General features: G+C 36.5%; 16 protein-coding genes and 1 other RNA gene. 8 read left to right on the plus strand and 9 right to left on the minus strand.

From position 1 onward, the window contains the following. Positions 1 to 56: 56 nt before the first annotated feature. Both B154_RS0124545 and hxpB read left to right on the plus strand, forming a co-directional pair. Complete coding sequence (locus tag B154_RS0124545; protein ID WP_018617015.1) at positions 57 to 779, plus strand: SIMPL domain-containing protein; 723 nt, start codon at positions 57 to 59, stop codon at positions 777 to 779. A 105-nt stretch (positions 780 to 884) separates the two neighbouring features. After that, positions 885 to 1,541, plus strand: a complete 657-nt coding sequence (hxpB, locus tag B154_RS0124550) for a hexitol phosphatase HxpB (protein ID WP_018617016.1) — start codon at positions 885 to 887, stop codon at positions 1,539 to 1,541. Positions 1,542 to 1,733: 192 nt separating this feature from the next. Here the strand turns inward: hxpB and B154_RS0124555 are convergent, their stop codons facing one another. From B154_RS0124555 to B154_RS0124570, 5 genes are all read right to left on the minus strand, one after another. Continuing rightward, positions 1,734 to 1,970 (minus strand): hypothetical protein, encoded by a 237-nt coding sequence (locus B154_RS0124555; protein WP_018617017.1) that lies wholly within the window; start codon positions 1,968 to 1,970, stop codon positions 1,734 to 1,736. A 108-nt stretch (positions 1,971 to 2,078) separates the two neighbouring features. Beyond that, positions 2,079 to 2,342, minus strand: a complete 264-nt coding sequence (locus B154_RS32040; RefSeq protein WP_083935022.1) for a YetF domain-containing protein — start codon at positions 2,340 to 2,342, stop codon at positions 2,079 to 2,081. Next, positions 2,267 to 2,569, minus strand: a complete 303-nt coding sequence (locus B154_RS32625) for a DUF421 domain-containing protein (protein ID WP_051084346.1) — start codon at positions 2,567 to 2,569, stop codon at positions 2,267 to 2,269. Before B154_RS32625 ends, B154_RS32040 begins: the two co-directional genes overlap by 76 nt. 112 nt (positions 2,570 to 2,681) lie before the next feature. Then, on the minus strand, positions 2,682 to 2,885 hold the full coding sequence (locus B154_RS0124565) for a hypothetical protein (RefSeq protein WP_026260419.1): 204 nt from the start codon (positions 2,883 to 2,885) through the stop codon (positions 2,682 to 2,684). A 207-nt stretch (positions 2,886 to 3,092) separates the two neighbouring features. Beyond that, positions 3,093 to 3,971, minus strand: coding sequence for an SDR family oxidoreductase (locus tag B154_RS0124570; RefSeq protein ID WP_018617019.1), 879 nt, complete (start codon positions 3,969 to 3,971; stop codon positions 3,093 to 3,095). Between the two features lie 216 nt (positions 3,972 to 4,187). Here B154_RS0124570 and B154_RS0124575 point away from each other — a divergent pair, with 216 nt between their 5' ends. Continuing rightward, on the plus strand, positions 4,188 to 4,982 hold the full coding sequence (locus B154_RS0124575) for an SDR family NAD(P)-dependent oxidoreductase (protein WP_018617020.1): 795 nt from the start codon (positions 4,188 to 4,190) through the stop codon (positions 4,980 to 4,982). A 100-nt stretch (positions 4,983 to 5,082) separates the two neighbouring features. Further along, complete coding sequence (locus tag B154_RS0124580; protein ID WP_018617021.1) at positions 5,083 to 5,496, plus strand: OsmC family protein; 414 nt, start codon at positions 5,083 to 5,085, stop codon at positions 5,494 to 5,496. Positions 5,497 to 5,706: 210 nt separating this feature from the next. Here B154_RS0124580 and B154_RS0124585 read toward each other — a convergent pair whose 3' ends face one another. Continuing rightward, on the minus strand, positions 5,707 to 6,201 hold the full coding sequence (locus B154_RS0124585) for a metallophosphoesterase family protein (RefSeq protein ID WP_018617022.1): 495 nt from the start codon (positions 6,199 to 6,201) through the stop codon (positions 5,707 to 5,709). Positions 6,202 to 6,496: 295 nt separating this feature from the next. Between B154_RS0124585 and B154_RS0124590 the strand changes: the two genes are divergently transcribed. Together B154_RS0124590 and B154_RS0124595 are read left to right on the plus strand one after the other, a co-directional pair. Next, positions 6,497 to 6,898, plus strand: a complete 402-nt coding sequence (locus B154_RS0124590) for a hypothetical protein (protein WP_018617023.1) — start codon at positions 6,497 to 6,499, stop codon at positions 6,896 to 6,898. 153 nt (positions 6,899 to 7,051) lie between these two features. Then, a complete protein-coding gene (locus tag B154_RS0124595; RefSeq protein ID WP_018617024.1) occupies positions 7,052 to 9,871 on the plus strand; it encodes a TolB family protein in 2,820 nt (939 codons plus the stop codon). A gap of 5 nt (positions 9,872 to 9,876) precedes the next feature. Here B154_RS0124595 and B154_RS0124600 read toward each other — a convergent pair whose 3' ends face one another. Both B154_RS0124600 and B154_RS0124605 read right to left on the minus strand, forming a co-directional pair. Next, positions 9,877 to 10,359: an OsmC family protein gene (locus tag B154_RS0124600; protein WP_018617025.1), complete on the minus strand. Its 483-nt coding sequence runs from the start codon at positions 10,357 to 10,359 to the stop codon at positions 9,877 to 9,879. Positions 10,360 to 10,497: 138 nt separating this feature from the next. Beyond that, complete coding sequence (locus tag B154_RS0124605) at positions 10,498 to 11,274, minus strand: YqjF family protein (RefSeq protein WP_018617026.1); 777 nt, start codon at positions 11,272 to 11,274, stop codon at positions 10,498 to 10,500. A 275-nt stretch (positions 11,275 to 11,549) separates the two neighbouring features. Between B154_RS0124605 and ffs the strand changes: the two genes are divergently transcribed. Then, an RNA gene (ffs, locus tag B154_RS31660) (signal recognition particle sRNA small type) lies at positions 11,550 to 11,649 on the plus strand. Positions 11,650 to 11,834: 185 nt separating this feature from the next. Further along, complete coding sequence (locus tag B154_RS0124610) at positions 11,835 to 12,662, plus strand: universal stress protein (RefSeq protein ID WP_018617027.1); 828 nt, start codon at positions 11,835 to 11,837, stop codon at positions 12,660 to 12,662. Between the two features lie 75 nt (positions 12,663 to 12,737). On the opposite strand, the gene B154_RS0124615 is transcribed toward B154_RS0124610, so the two are convergent. Further along, positions 12,738 to 14,162, minus strand: coding sequence for an alpha-L-fucosidase (locus B154_RS0124615; protein ID WP_051084352.1), 1,425 nt, complete (start codon positions 14,160 to 14,162; stop codon positions 12,738 to 12,740). Between the last annotated feature and the right edge of the window lie 19 nt (positions 14,163 to 14,181).

Here is a 14,181-nt window from a genome sequence, read left to right on the forward strand (position 1 = left end):
AATTTATTTTATGTAATTGCACAGGTTATTTAATCATTATTTAAATAAATAAAGTTATGAAAAGAATTATTACAGGCTTCGTTGTTTTTTTTAGCCTATACGGCTTGCATGCCCTAAGCCAGGAAACAATTAAACAGAAAACCATAAATGCATCAGGAATTGCCGAAATGGAAGTGGTTCCAGACGAAATTTACGTGCAGGTGCAGCTTAGAGAATATGATAAAAAAGGAGGCTCTAAAATAGACATAGAGTCAATAAAAAATAATTTTTTGAAAGCAGCCACAAGTATAGGACTGGGTGAAAATGACATCAGTGTGCAAGGTTACCAGGGTTGGGATGGAAATTTTTGGTGGTATAAAAAAAATAAGAAGAAAAACCCGGATATGAAAGCTAGCATAACCTACCAGGTAAAGCTATCGAGTACCAAAAAAATGGATGAACTTGTACAGAAGTTAGATGATGAGGCCACCGAAAATTTCTTCATTTCGAAAGTAAGCCACAGCAAACTACAGGAGTTTAAAAAGCAACTGAAGATACAGGCGGTTAAATCAGCAAAAGAGAAAGCGATTTATCTTGCTGATGCAATAAATGAAAAAGCTGGTGAAGCCCTTACTATAAACGAGCCTAATGAAATAAATCCTTTTCCTCAGCCCTTATATAACAATAGAATGATGGAGGCAAAAGTGGCAATGAATGGCGGAGACGAGCAAACTCCAAACATTGATTTTAAAAAAATGAAACTTCAATATGAAGTAAATGTTGTTTTTGCACTTAAGTAAATATTAGTTTTTTCAATACTTATCAAATAAAACAGTTTTTTAATTTTTACAATTCAAGAAATGACACGGTGAAAGTTATCTTTGCGCCCCCAATAAATATAATAGATGGATCTAAATACGGTAATTTTTGATATGGATGGTTTGCTTATAGACAGCGAACCATTGTGGAGCGAAGCTGCAACGGAAGTATTTGCATATTATGGAAAAAAAATGACTCCTGCTGATTTTGCATCAACGACGGGGTTACGTACAAGCGAGTTTGTCTCTTGGTGGCTACGGGATTATAAGTTTGATAATACAGAGCTGGAGAAGGCGGCAGAAAAAATAGTTGAGCTGCTCATTAAAAAAATTCGGCTACAGGGAAAAGTAATGCCGGGTGTTGAGTATATTCTTGATTTTTTTCATCAAAGAGGCTATAAAGTCGGGTTAGCTACTTCTTCTCCTATGCGGGTTGCTGACACTGTAATCAACCTTTTAAAAATAGAAAAATATATACAGGTAAAAACATCTGCAGAAAAAATGGCGTATGGGAAACCGCATCCGCAAGTTTATCTCGACTGTGCTGCCGCTTTACAATCTTCTCCTCTTGAATGTATTTGTTTTGAAGATTCAGTTAATGGGATGATTGCCGTAAAAGCAGCAAGAATGAAATGCGTTGTTGTGCCAACATATAGCCAGCAAAAAGACGAAAAATGGAGCATTGCTGATTTGAAAATTTCGTCATTAAAGAACTTCAGTTCACTGCATGTAAACCTTTTATAGGCTTTAAAAAAGAGTTTTGTTAAACGCGCTTTTTATTACTTACACAAGTCCAGCTATTGTTTTGAGAATTCCAATTTGTTACTTAAAAATGTTGATATCCATTACATTCTATTAGAAAAACAAAGTTGTTGTGCAATAGAAATAGAACGATTTAATGGAAATGCTTACAAGGCAATAATACTTTTTAGCTTATTAAAAAACGCTGCTACTGCTGCTCGAACCGGACTGGTTGCCGGAAGTGCCTGACTGACTACCACACGAGTGATTGTTTTGTCCTTGTGTTGATGTTGTTGTTTGTGTAGCCGGAGAAGAGGCAGTTTTAGCTGCTGCCGTAGTGTTGGCATTTGGTGTTTTTACATCTTTGCCGCAACTTGTTATTATAGTAAAACAAAAAATACCTGCGAAACCGTGTAAAATTATCTTTTTCATGGTTCTGATTTTGATTCAAAGTTTACTAATAATTTTTAATATATCCATGTTTTAAATGAAAATTATTTTATATTCAAAATCAAAAGAATAATGTGTTCGTTAACTGCATTACTTACTTTTCTTTATTACACTAAATTCACCATTAGCTTCTATATACACTTCATCTATATCATCAAGTGAAGTTGTATTTCCCTCCTTTCGAACTCCTTCCATGAGATCGCTTTTAGATAGCAGGCATGTTTTTAGGTTTGCCTCGTTAATGGTACCATTTCTATAAAGACATGTGTGTTGCCCTTTTACCATAACACCAAATGAAGGGTGATGGATAGAAACCATGAGATCAAACGTGTCATTAGTACCATTGTAAGACATGAAAGCACAACGGCAACAAATGGCGCTTCTCCTGTTACAGCGCGGCTTAGTACTGCGCCAAGCATAATAGTAATAACATTATCGAATGCAGAGGTTTTACCAAAGGTTTTTATACCTGCGATTCTTATTAATAGAAGGGCTATAATAAACATGACAACTGAACGGCAACTCATTTGCAGAGAATTAATGTCTTTACCCTGACCAAATATTTCTGTAATGATATCCATGTATCTTATTTTAAAAAAAGTCGTATTGGTGTTGGTATTGGCCCACATTCTTAAAACACAAAACCTTTCCGAGAGAGTTATTCAAAATTTATACCTTGTAAAACAACTCCTTTTATTTTGGGGTTAGAATTTTAGGGAATATTTCATACACGTCAATCGGTATAATATTATCGCCTTTGGCAAGAAGCCAGGCAAGTGAAAGCTGGGCGGGCGGGCGGCCTTTTTTTGTTGCAACCTCTGCAAAAGCTGTGCAAGATTTTGATTGTTTTCCTGGTATTCCTGCTGGCAGGTATAAAATACCACTTTGCACATTCATTCCCGCAACTAAAAAACGAAATAAACTAAGGACAATGCGGGCAGTATAAACATAAAACTGTCGGAACAAGACATAAAAGACATAGAAGATGTGATAGCAAAATATCCAAATGCCGGCAATCGCTTTAATGAGGAAAGCTGAAAATTGGCCGATAAAAGTTAATAGTTAACCTTTTACCTAAATTCATTTTATGAATACTACACCTTTTTACAGGCCGAAGGTTAACTTAATTCCTTCGTCAAAACTTACAGGATTGTATCCCAGTTCCCTTTTGGCTTTTTCAATTAACAGTCCTGATTTTTTGGCACGTTTTACAGGTTCAGGAAATGTTTCAGCGGTTACCTTCTCAACAAGTGAAGCATCTAACTGCAAAGCTTCGGCTGTTTTTACCGCCATTTCGTAAGGGGACACTACATCTTTTCCAGCAAAGTGATAAATTCCTTCTGCCTGTTTTGTAATTATTTTTTCGATTCCGCCGCAGATGTCCTTAGCATAAGTAGGAGTTCGTAATTGGTCAGTTACTACCTTAATTACCTTTTTCTGTTCAAGACTACTTTTAATCCACTGTAAAAATCCTGGTCTCATGCCTTCCCAAACCTGTCCATAAATAAATACCGGTCGCACAATTGTTGCTCTGATCGCACTTTCGGTTACCAGTTGTTCAGCAAGCAATTTGCTTTCACCGTAAAAATTTAGCGGATTAGTTACTTCGTCTTCTGCATGGGGGCCGTTTTCTCCAAATACAAAATCTGTAGAAATGTAAATAAAATGATCTGCATCGTTTTCAAGTAAAAATCTTGTTGCTTTCACATTAACCTGCCGGCAAAGCTGCCTGTTGCTATTGCATTCATCCGGCTTACTTAAGGCCGCATTGTGAATGATTACATCAGGCTTGTAATTACTTAACATAGTTCTCACCGCGTTCCTGTTGGTAAGTTCGGCGGCTGTGTATGTAATTTTATTTTCACGCCCAATTCTGCTTTCGCCTCTTCCTGTTGCAATAACTTCGCACCCTGCACGCTGCAGCGACAAGGTAAGGTGCTGCCCTAAAAATCCATTGGCTCCTGTAAGCAAAATTTTTTTCATAACGTAAATAATGATTCAGACCTTTAATTTTTTAAGTGCTTAACTTCAAAAGAAAAACAGCAATGTATAATTGTCTTTAAACCGGTTGATAGATTTATTTCAATTCGAACAAATATAACTTTAGAAAAGTTAGACAGGAGTAATGCTGACAAAAATTGCCACTTAAATTCTATCTATTTGAGCTCAGGTATTAATCACATTTAAAAACCAATTACTATGGATTTACAATTAAAAGGGAAAACAGTATTTATAAGCGGTTCAACCCAGGGAATTGGATTTGCAACTGCAAAAAAGTTATTGCAGGAAGAAGCAACGGTCGTTATAAACGGACGTAGCCAGCAAAGAGTAGACAAAGCAGTAGACGAATTAAAGCAGCAAGTGCCAGGAGCAAATGTTATTGGTATTGCAGCAGATTTTTCAAAAGTGGAGGAGGTGCAAAATATTGTAAAACAACTTCCTTCAGTTGATATTCTTATAAACAATGTTTCCATTTTTGAACCCCGATCTTTTGTTGAGATCAGCGATGAAGAATGGTTAAGATTTTACGAAATAAACGTTTTGAGCGGCATACGGCTATCCCGTCATTATTTCCCTAAAATGATACAAAACAACTGGGGAAGAATTATTTTTATCTCCAGCGAATCCGCTATTAATATACCTGAAGAAATGATCCATTATGGTATGACCAAAACTGCGCAACTTGCAGTGGCTCGAGGACTGGCTGAGCTAACCAAAGGAACAAATGTGACAGTAAACTCTGTGTTGCCTGGACCAACAAAAAGTGAAGGCGTGGCAGATTTTATTGATAACCTGGCAAAACACCAAAACAAAACCAGCAAAGAAATGGAAATAGATTTTTTTAAAACTGCCCGTCCAACTTCAATTATCCAACGGTTTGCCAGTCCGGAAGAAATTGCCAATATGATTGTTTACATAAGCAGCCCATTATCATCAGCAACAAACGGATCTGCGATAAGAGTGGATGGAGGGGTGCTAAAAACAATTATATAAAAGGTTATTGAAGAGAGGGAACTTGAAATATAGAATTTGACCATTTATGCAGTAGCCTATCGTCTTGCATTTAATTCTAACAAAAAAAAGTTTATAAAGAGTGTCAGTAAAAATCATAGCCTCGGCATTAGCAGAAAATAATGGCGATATATATAAAACTGAATTGAAAATAAATCAGCATTTGCTTATAGCTGATGAGTTGCAGGAGGTTGGAGGAAAAGATGAAGGACCCGCACCCGGGGATTATTTGTGTATGGCATTAGCTTCATGCAAAGCGATTACTTTAAGAATGTATGCCCAAAGAAAAAACCTGAAAGCAGATGTTATAAAAGTTAAAGCAAATCTTGTGAAAGGTGCTGATATAGAATCAGGTAACAATACTTTTTTTTGTGAAGTTGAAATACAAGGAGACATTACTGATGAACAGAAAAAAAGGATGTTAGAAATTGCTAAGGCTTGCCCAATAGACAGGTTGTTAAGGAAACCGAGTGATATTGTATCGGTATTGATTTAGTTTCAAATAAATAATCAAAGTAATTGATAACGTAATAGTCTAAAATAAAAAACCCCTGTAGACACAGGAGTTTTTTAAAAAAAATGAAAAATTATCTCATTAAACAAAAACTAAAGCAGACAACTATTTAACGAAGAAAAAAGAACTTTATTGTAAGGTTGTAAAAAAAAATTGATTTTCCATCATAAAAGCGAAGACTGTGTTTACAACTCACCTCTTACCCAATTCGATCACCTCACAGTCTTTTATATTTGCACCATCTATCGAAAACCGAACGAGTGTTCTTACTTTATGCCAACCTTGCTTACCTGCGGCACCAGGATTGATATGAAGGCATTTAAATTTTTCATCATACATAATTTTTAAAATATGTGAATGCCCGGAAATAAAAATCTGTGGTTGAAAAGCAGTTATCTCCGTTCGGGCAAGTGATGTGTATTTGCCGGGATAGCCGCCGATATGTATTATCAGTACTTTCACTTCTTCACACGTAAATCTTAGCACTTCAGGAAATCTGCTTCTTATATCGTTTCCATCTATATTTCCGTATACCCCTCTTAATGGTTTAAATTTTTCTAGTTGCTCGGCAACCGCCCAGGAACCAAAATCACCCCCGTGCCAAATTTCATCGCATTTGTCAAAATGCTTAAAAACTGCCTCGTCAAGGTAATCATGAGTATCTGATATTAATCCGATTCGTTTCAAGCTATAATTTTATTAAAATTATTAATTTACCTTTTTGCAATTTCAGTAATTTACACTTGTTACCTGCAAATAAATGATAGATATACAAGGATTGGTAAAATACATAATAAAAGCTGAATAAAGAGTTGCGGTAAAAGTGAGTGACACAACTATGGTAAATAGTTGTTTAAATGTTGGTTACCCTCAATGATATTATTACAATAAAATATTCGATTAAAAAAGAATAATACATGGTATAATAATTATTGCAATAATTAAAAAAATAATGAAATTTATCATTTTAAAACCATAACGTATGCTGAAATTCAATGAACTAAAGGTGGGAGACTTTATAATGGCAGAATTTGAAGGACAAATAAAAGAGGGGGAAATAACAGATGTAGATACCCTTGATAAAAAGGTTTGCGTTTTAACCGCAGACGGCCAGGAATTCTGGTATGAACCAAAACATTTGAAGCCTCTTATATTGGATGAAGCACAACTATTTAAACTTGGATTTCAAAAGCACGCAAACAGTGATGGTTCAGCAAAATATTCAAAAGGAGCGTTTAGAGTTCTTATACATAAGCCAGATGATTTTTCAAATTTTGAAATGTGGTACCGGGAAGATAAACGGCATATAAAGCAACCAATATATTTACACGATTTTCAAAACAAATATCTTGAGATGACTAAGATTCATCTGACTAAAGATTAGTTTTAAAAATAAGACTTTTTAATATAGCCCGTTTCTGCAAGCGGGCTTCTTTCATTTTTACACGCAGATAAAGAATGAATAAAAATTAATTAAAATAATTGATAATTCAACTCTTTTTGTTTTTACTATTGCAACTATCAAAACCAAGATTGAATGCACAAGGGCTGCCGATATTTATTTGTTGTCGCTATTGTTCTTTTTTATGCACTGCCAGGCACAGCCCAGGAATTTGGTGGAAATCCTTCTTCTATTAAATGGAGACAAATAAGTACTGATACAGCCCGGGTAATTTTTCCGGCGGGACTTGAAAGTGCAGGCGAGCGTGTGGCGTCAATAATTCATGATCTGCAAAAAAACCATGCGGCTACTATTGGAAACAGGCTAAAAAAAATAAACATTGTTCTGCAAAACCAAACTACTGTTTCCAATGCATATGTTGGTCTTGGACCTTATCGTAGCGAATTTTATCTGTTTGCTCCTCAAAATAGTTTTTCATTAGGCTCTTTAAACTGGGTTGATAATTTATCGATTCACGAGTACCGGCACGTAGAGCAATACAGCAATTTCGATGTTGGTTTATCAAAATTGGCAAGTATATTATTTGGACAGCAGGGGCAGGCACTGGCAAATGCAGCCGCGGTGCCTAACTGGTTTTTTGAAGGTGACGCGGTTTTTAATGAAACATCGTTAAGCCAACAAGGAAGGGGAAGATTACCGGCTTTTTTCAACGGTTATAAATCGTTGTACCTGGAGGGTAAAGAGTATTCTTATATGAAACTTCGAAATGGTTCGTTGCGACATTATGTTCCCGATCATTATGATTTAGGATACCTGCTAGTTGCGTATGGCCGTGAAAAATACGGGCGTGATTTCTGGAAAAATGTTACTCACGATGCTGCTGCCTTCAAGCCTCTTTTTTATCCGATGCAGGGTGCTGTCAAAAAATTTGCAGGCGTTTCTTTTAAAAGATTTACAACAAATGCATTCGCATTTTATAATAATCAGTGGCAGCAGGAAAAAGAGCAGGCGCCTAATTTTATAACACCAGTCCGAAAAAATGATGTTACAAATTATAAATATCCTTACATAGCTGCTGATGGTTCGTTAGTAGTTTTAAAAACAAGCTATCGCCATATTCCCGCCTTTTACAAAATCTTAGCAGATGGAAAAGAAAATAAGATTGGTGTAAGAGATATTGCAAATGATGATTACTTTTCTTATAATAATGGCAAAATTGTTTATGCCTCTTACAAAGCAGATAAAAGATGGGGCTATCGTGAGTATAGTGATATAAAATTAATGGATGCCACAACAGGTAAAACAAAGAAAATCACCAATAAAGAAAGACTTTTTTCACCTGATATCTCGCACGACTGTCAAAAGATAGTTGCAGTTGAAATGCGCCCCAACCAAGTCTCCACCTTAATAGTTGTAAATCAAAAAGGCGAAACATTATTCAGGTCAAAAGCTGCTCGCGGACTTGTTTATACTTATCCCAAGTTCTCAGCAAACGACTCTCTTATTTACTCACCGTCACGAAATGAAGATGGGAAAATGACATTGCTGAAAATAGAACTGGCAACAGGAAAACAAACAGTGTTGATGCCTTTCTCAAATGGAGTTATTGGTTTTCCAACTGTTCAGGGTGATACTATTTTTTTTACAAGTTCTTTTAATGGAAGTGATGAGATATGGGCGTTTATCGAAAGTAAGAATCAAATGGTAAGGGTTGCTAAAAACGCCACTGGCTATTACCAGGCAGTATATAATAATGCAGAAAAAAAACTCATTACTTCTAATTTTACTGCCGTTGGCTATAGGCTTGCTAGCATTAGCAATGACAGCTTACTTTGGCAACCTGTGAATACTAATACTGCCGCTTTACCGGATCTGTATGTTGCAAAAGCACTTCAGCAGGAAGACTCCGCCACACTGGAAAACATTTCTAATAGAAATTTTCCTGTTAGAAAATATAGCAAGGCTTTTAATTTGCTTAATTTTCATAGTATTCAGCCAACTTACAGCGACCCTGAATTTGCCTTAACTCTTTTGGGTGAGAACATTTTAAATACGCTTCGTACTGAAGTCTTATACACCTACAACCGAAACGAAAGCAGCCACCGCGCAGGCCTTACTGCTATTTACGGTGGATGGTACATTCAACCTACGATTAGCGTAAATCAAACCTGGAATCGTAATATATTTTACAATGCCGATACTACCTTTTTTTATAACGAGCTAAATGCAAATGCCGGTTTGCGTCTTCCTTTAAATTTTTCTGCAGGGCGGCAATACCGCTACCTTACACTAAACGGAACAATAAATAACCAGCAGGTAAAATGGAACGGCATCGGCAAAAATCTTCTTCAAAATAAAAATTTTAATTTCTGGCAGGTACAGTTACAGTACTCAGGGCAAATACAAAAAGTTGCACAACATATATACCCGCGATGGGCACAAACTCTTCTTGTACAATATAAAACTATTCTCAATAAATACTCAGCTAACCAATTTCTCGCTTCCGGTTACCTTTATTTGCCTGGCTTTCACATAAACCACAATATCGTTTTAACTGCCGCTTATCAGCAGCGAGATACATTAAGACAATATATATTTTCCAATAGCTTTCCATTTTCACGAGGGTATTCGTCTTTCGATTTCCCCCGCATGTGGAGGTTTGGCGCTAACTACCATTTTCCTTTGCTATATCCGGATTGGGGTTTTGGCAACATTGTTTATTTTAAACGTATAAGAGCAAATACATTTTTCGATAACACCTGGGTTAAAAGCCTTCTTACGAAAGACAGATTTTCTTTCCGAACCGTGGGTGCAGAATTGTTTTTCGACACCAAATGGTGGAACCAACAGGATGTTTCATTTGGCATTCGCTACAGTCGCCTGCTCGATTATAAAACCATTAAAATAAATCAACCCAACCAATGGGAGATCATCTTGCCCGTGGGTTTATATTAAGCGCATTAATCCAAAGAGTTTACAGCTTTACAAGCAGGATTATGATAAACCGGAAAATTACATGAGTTTGCAATAAAACAAAGTTCATTTGCCCGTTTATGTAATTCATTCGCTCTGCCTATCATTGAGGCCTCTGAAACGGTTACCTCTGGAGCTAATGTTACTTTACTAAAGTGACCACTACCATCTGCGGACTCAACCATCGTTCCTAAAGCATTGTCAAAATAATCCACAACCACTACGCCGGCTTCTGCACACAGATGCAAGTACCACAACATGTGGCAAGCGGAGAGAGAGGCTACAAATAAATCTTCGGGGCTGTACATGCTTGCATCGCCTCTGAAAGCCGCATCAGAAGAACCGGAAATATCCGCTTTACCCTTGGCTGAAATGACATGACTTCGGTCATATGAACGATAATTGCTCGTTCCTTGCCCTTTATTGCCAGTCCAGTTTATAGTAACTAAATATAAATGTTGATGGGGCATTAATAAAAATTGAAATAAATTATAATTACAATTGTAAAGATAAAAACCGATAAAGCAGTTTTAAAAGGAGCATGAATTAACTGAGCTTGATGTCGATTCTGCTTTTAACTTCTATCTTTTTTCGCATTTTTTCAACATTTACGTTTTTATAAAGGAAGGCTTTCTTATCAACACTTCAGAACCTTTGGCTAGAAAAACAGAATCTGGCTCTGCTGATAAATAAGGTACAAAAGCCTCACCGTACAAAGAAGCAACATCACAATCCAGTTTCCATTCTTTTACTTTATGCACCTGCCACATACTATGCTCCACACCGTATTCGATGGTTGTTTGTTCATTGTACTTATTATAACCCCAGTAATGCTCAAAAATAAATTCCTCCTCACTGCCGGCATGTATGTCAGAGAAGGAAGCTTCTGCAGTTACATCAATACTGTTCCACTTTTTACGATGCTTCCATTTGTAAGTTAAAATAATTTCATCTTTCTTTACGGACATTGCATGCATCATTGGTTTTGCACTGTAATGCTCCCGGTATAATAAGTTGGCTATTGTTGCAATTATTGGCCTTGGTACAATTTCAGAGTAAAAGACCACGCCCCTCTTCCAGGTCAGGCCGTCAAAATGCTTTACATAAAAACGAAGATTCACTTCTTCAAAGTTTGAATGGAAAGGCCATCTTAGACCTAACACTTTAGTATTGTTAAACATAAAACCAACAACACTTACCAGGGTTTTATTATTAAAAGTATCTAATTCAGTGGCAGGAGGAAGATGGGGCAATAAGATTTTGGAATCAATTTCGTAATTGAGCATTACAAGATTTTCCCATTTTGCACGCAAAAAAACGGGTCTTTTAGAATTTCTATTTATAGAATTATCAGTACTGCGATTATTATTGAAAATTGAAAACAAGATTTTGAGATTTAACGAATGAAGTTTTGAGAAAAAAAGGAAATTATTATTCAACTTTTATAAACAAAAAATTTAAAATAAAGTTTTTTCAAGATTTCTATTACAAAAGTTACTATCTGTACTATCCCGAAAAAACGTCAAATTATTGGTGACCGTATTTCCCGGTAATATTAAAAATAAACCTATTACGCTCCTATCAACCGCTACTTAGAAAATATTATAAATCTTGTTTTTAAACGATTTTGATATGTAGTTTGCTTACCGTACATTTGCAGCGGCAAGTCTTATACGACCAGCTCCTATTGAACTCCCCCAGGACAGGAATGTAGCAAGGGTAAATGGTTGTAGCGGTGCGATATAAGTAACTTGCCTTTTTTTATGTCTTCTTTTTTACTTCTCTGTTTTTTTCTGCTACTAAAAATGTTACTGTTTAAATAAATTTCCAAAATCAGTTTTTAGAGAATTGAAACAAACTGTTCTCAGGTGACCTATTTTAAAAATCGCAAGTATAAATAATTAAAGTAACTTTCGGGTACTTACTCATTTAAAAAAAGCCTGTTATGCCAACCATTATTGTTTGCACTAACTTTTCTAAAACATCACGTAATGCTTTAACTTATGCCTGCTCATTAATAAACAGTAAGAAAAATAAAGAGGCTTTTGATATTTTGTTGTTGCACATATTTACCATTCCCCCAAATTATTCAGGTGATGGAATCGCCCTCGTAACAATAAATAACAGCTTGATATATGTTGAAGAAGATCTGCACGAAGAACTGGAATGGGTTCATGAAGAATATCCTACTATAAATGTTATAGGCAAAGTAACAACGGGCCGGCTGCTCGAAGGCCTGGAAGAAGAGATACAGGAAATGAATGCTTCGTTGGTAATCATTGGGGCAGGCGGACATTACGGTGATTTATGGTCGTGGGATAACAGTATTTTAACTGCCTTACGCGATCTCTCGGTTCCCATATTAACTATACCACCCAATGTTACTTTTAGTCCGCTGCAAAATATTGCTTTTGCTTGCAATCTTAAAAGTGTAAGCAGATACACCCCCTTCAATGCTCTTAAAAAAATCATTCAATTTACTGAGGCTAAACTTCACGTGGTATATGTAGCTGGTGATGAAGTAAAAAAAGACCCTGCTGAAGCACAAAATGAATTATTTGTTCATGAAAAGTTGGATGAGCTTTCGCCCGTTTACCATACACTTTACGAAAGTGAAGTTGTAGGTGCTATTGGTCGTTTTGTAGAAAACGAGCACATCCAACTATTGCTTGTAATCCCGCGAAAGCATGGTATTTGGGACAGTCTTTTTCACAAAAGTTATACAAAAGAACTATCACGGTTAAACCGGCTTCCAATAATGGCATTGCATTAAGAAATTAGGCTGGAACATACCGTGGCAGAAAACAATTGCCTTTGCTAAAACATATTTATTTTATCGCCTCTTTCTTTATTTGTCTATACTGGTAAATTGAAAAGCAATAGCCGGATAATAAGTGTTCTTTTTTATAAATGATTTTGGAAGAAAAATTTCTACGCTGTCAGCTTGCTGCACCCACTTTACGTTTTCACCGGTTTGTAGTAATCGCATTTTCGTTCCTTTTTTTGGAATATTATTTTTCCATTTTATTGTCGAGGGCAGGGCCGAGTTCTCTTCAATGCAAAACAAAGCATATTTCACATTAGCCTCCTTACTCTTTGTAAACCATGTATTGCCATCTTTATAAACAGGCGTCGTACGTGTCTTATAAATAGAACTGCCATTTACTTTTATCCATTTTCCGATTTCTTCCATACGTTGCACAGCCTCTTCGGGTAATGTGCCATCAGGTTTCGGGCCTACGCCCAGTAGCAGGCTTCCACCTTTGGCTGCTACTTCTATTAAGGTATGAATGATTTTTGCAGAAGATTTAAATTTATCATTAGGAACATATCCCCAGTTATTAGCGAGCGTCATACAACTTTCCCAAGGGTGATCGAGCTGTATTTTTGGAATACTTTGTTCGGGTGTTTGATAGTTTTCGTAACGACCATGCACAGTACGATCAACGATTAATAATCCAGGCTGTGCCTGTCTTGCCATTGTAGCAATCGCCAGCATATCAATATCCTGGCTCCATGCCGGAATTGGTGCGCCCCATGCCCGGACTTCATCATTAACCGTTGGCAAGGGTCTTACCCAACCGCCATCGAGCCAAAGGATATCCATAGCGCCATAGTTGTGCATCAATTCACCTATCTGGTTAAAAGTATATTTCTTAAAGTTATTCCATCTCCACGGATATTTGCGGATGTCATAATTGGTGTTTCTATCCGGTGTTGCATACTTTGGCCACCAGAAATTTTCAGAATGCCAGTCGGGTTTAGAAAAATAAGCTCCTATCATAAAACCATTTTTTCTAAAAGCATCAAAAACATATTTAGCTACATCTGCTTTCGGATTGCTTGCAAACGGTCCATTAGATATTTTAAAATCCGTTTCTTTTGTATCAAACATGCAAAATCCATCGTGATGTTTTGTTGTGAAAACCACATATTTCATTCCAGCGTCTTTTGCAGCGTCAGCCCACGACTCCGGGTTAAATCTTACGGGGTTAAAATCTTTTTTTAAACCCCAATACCATTTTTTATAATCTTCATAAGCAATGGTGCTGTCCCGCTCTATCCAGTCTTCCGAGCAAATCGACCACGATTCAATTATCCCAGGTACCGCATAAAGGCCCCAATGGATAAGCATTCCAAATTTAAGATCCTGCCACTTATCTAATTTGTCTTTCACCTGTTGATCCGATGGCCATTCATATTCTGTTGATTGAGGATGAACATTTAATTGGGCATTTGAAGAGATTGCAAGCAGTGCAAAAAATGCTATCATTACTTTACTTACGCATTTA

It is taken from the genome of Segetibacter koreensis DSM 18137 (assembly GCF_000374045.1).
Classification (GTDB): domain Bacteria; phylum Bacteroidota; class Bacteroidia; order Chitinophagales; family Chitinophagaceae; genus Segetibacter; species Segetibacter koreensis.

Bases quoted from the DNA above. Each gene is read 5' to 3' on its own strand.
- B154_RS0124610 (WP_018617027.1), top strand. From the start codon at position 11,835: ATGCCAACCATTATTGTTTGCACTAACTTTTCTAAAACATCACGTAAT.
- B154_RS0124545 (WP_018617015.1), top strand. From the start codon at position 57: ATGAAAAGAATTATTACAGGCTTCGTTGTTTTTTTTAGCCTATACGGC.
- hxpB (WP_018617016.1), top strand. From the start codon at position 885: ATGGATCTAAATACGGTAATTTTTGATATGGATGGTTTGCTTATAGAC.
- B154_RS0124595 (WP_018617024.1), top strand. From the start codon at position 7,052: ATGCACAAGGGCTGCCGATATTTATTTGTTGTCGCTATTGTTCTTTTT.
- B154_RS0124600 (WP_018617025.1), bottom strand. From the start codon at position 10,359: ATGCCCCATCAACATTTATATTTAGTTACTATAAACTGGACTGGCAAT.
- B154_RS32625 (WP_051084346.1), bottom strand. From the start codon at position 2,569: ATGGATATCATTACAGAAATATTTGGTCAGGGTAAAGACATTAATTCT.
- B154_RS0124555 (WP_018617017.1), bottom strand. From the start codon at position 1,970: ATGAAAAAGATAATTTTACACGGTTTCGCAGGTATTTTTTGTTTTACT.
- B154_RS0124575 (WP_018617020.1), top strand. From the start codon at position 4,188: ATGGATTTACAATTAAAAGGGAAAACAGTATTTATAAGCGGTTCAACC.
- B154_RS32040 (WP_083935022.1), bottom strand. From the start codon at position 2,342: ATGTCTTACAATGGTACTAATGACACGTTTGATCTCATGGTTTCTATC.
- B154_RS0124615 (WP_051084352.1), bottom strand. From the start codon at position 14,162: ATGATAGCATTTTTTGCACTGCTTGCAATCTCTTCAAATGCCCAATTA.
- B154_RS0124570 (WP_018617019.1), bottom strand. From the start codon at position 3,971: ATGAAAAAAATTTTGCTTACAGGAGCCAATGGATTTTTAGGGCAGCAC.
- B154_RS0124590 (WP_018617023.1), top strand. From the start codon at position 6,497: ATGCTGAAATTCAATGAACTAAAGGTGGGAGACTTTATAATGGCAGAA.
- B154_RS0124565 (WP_026260419.1), bottom strand. From the start codon at position 2,885: ATGAATGTGCAAAGTGGTATTTTATACCTGCCAGCAGGAATACCAGGA.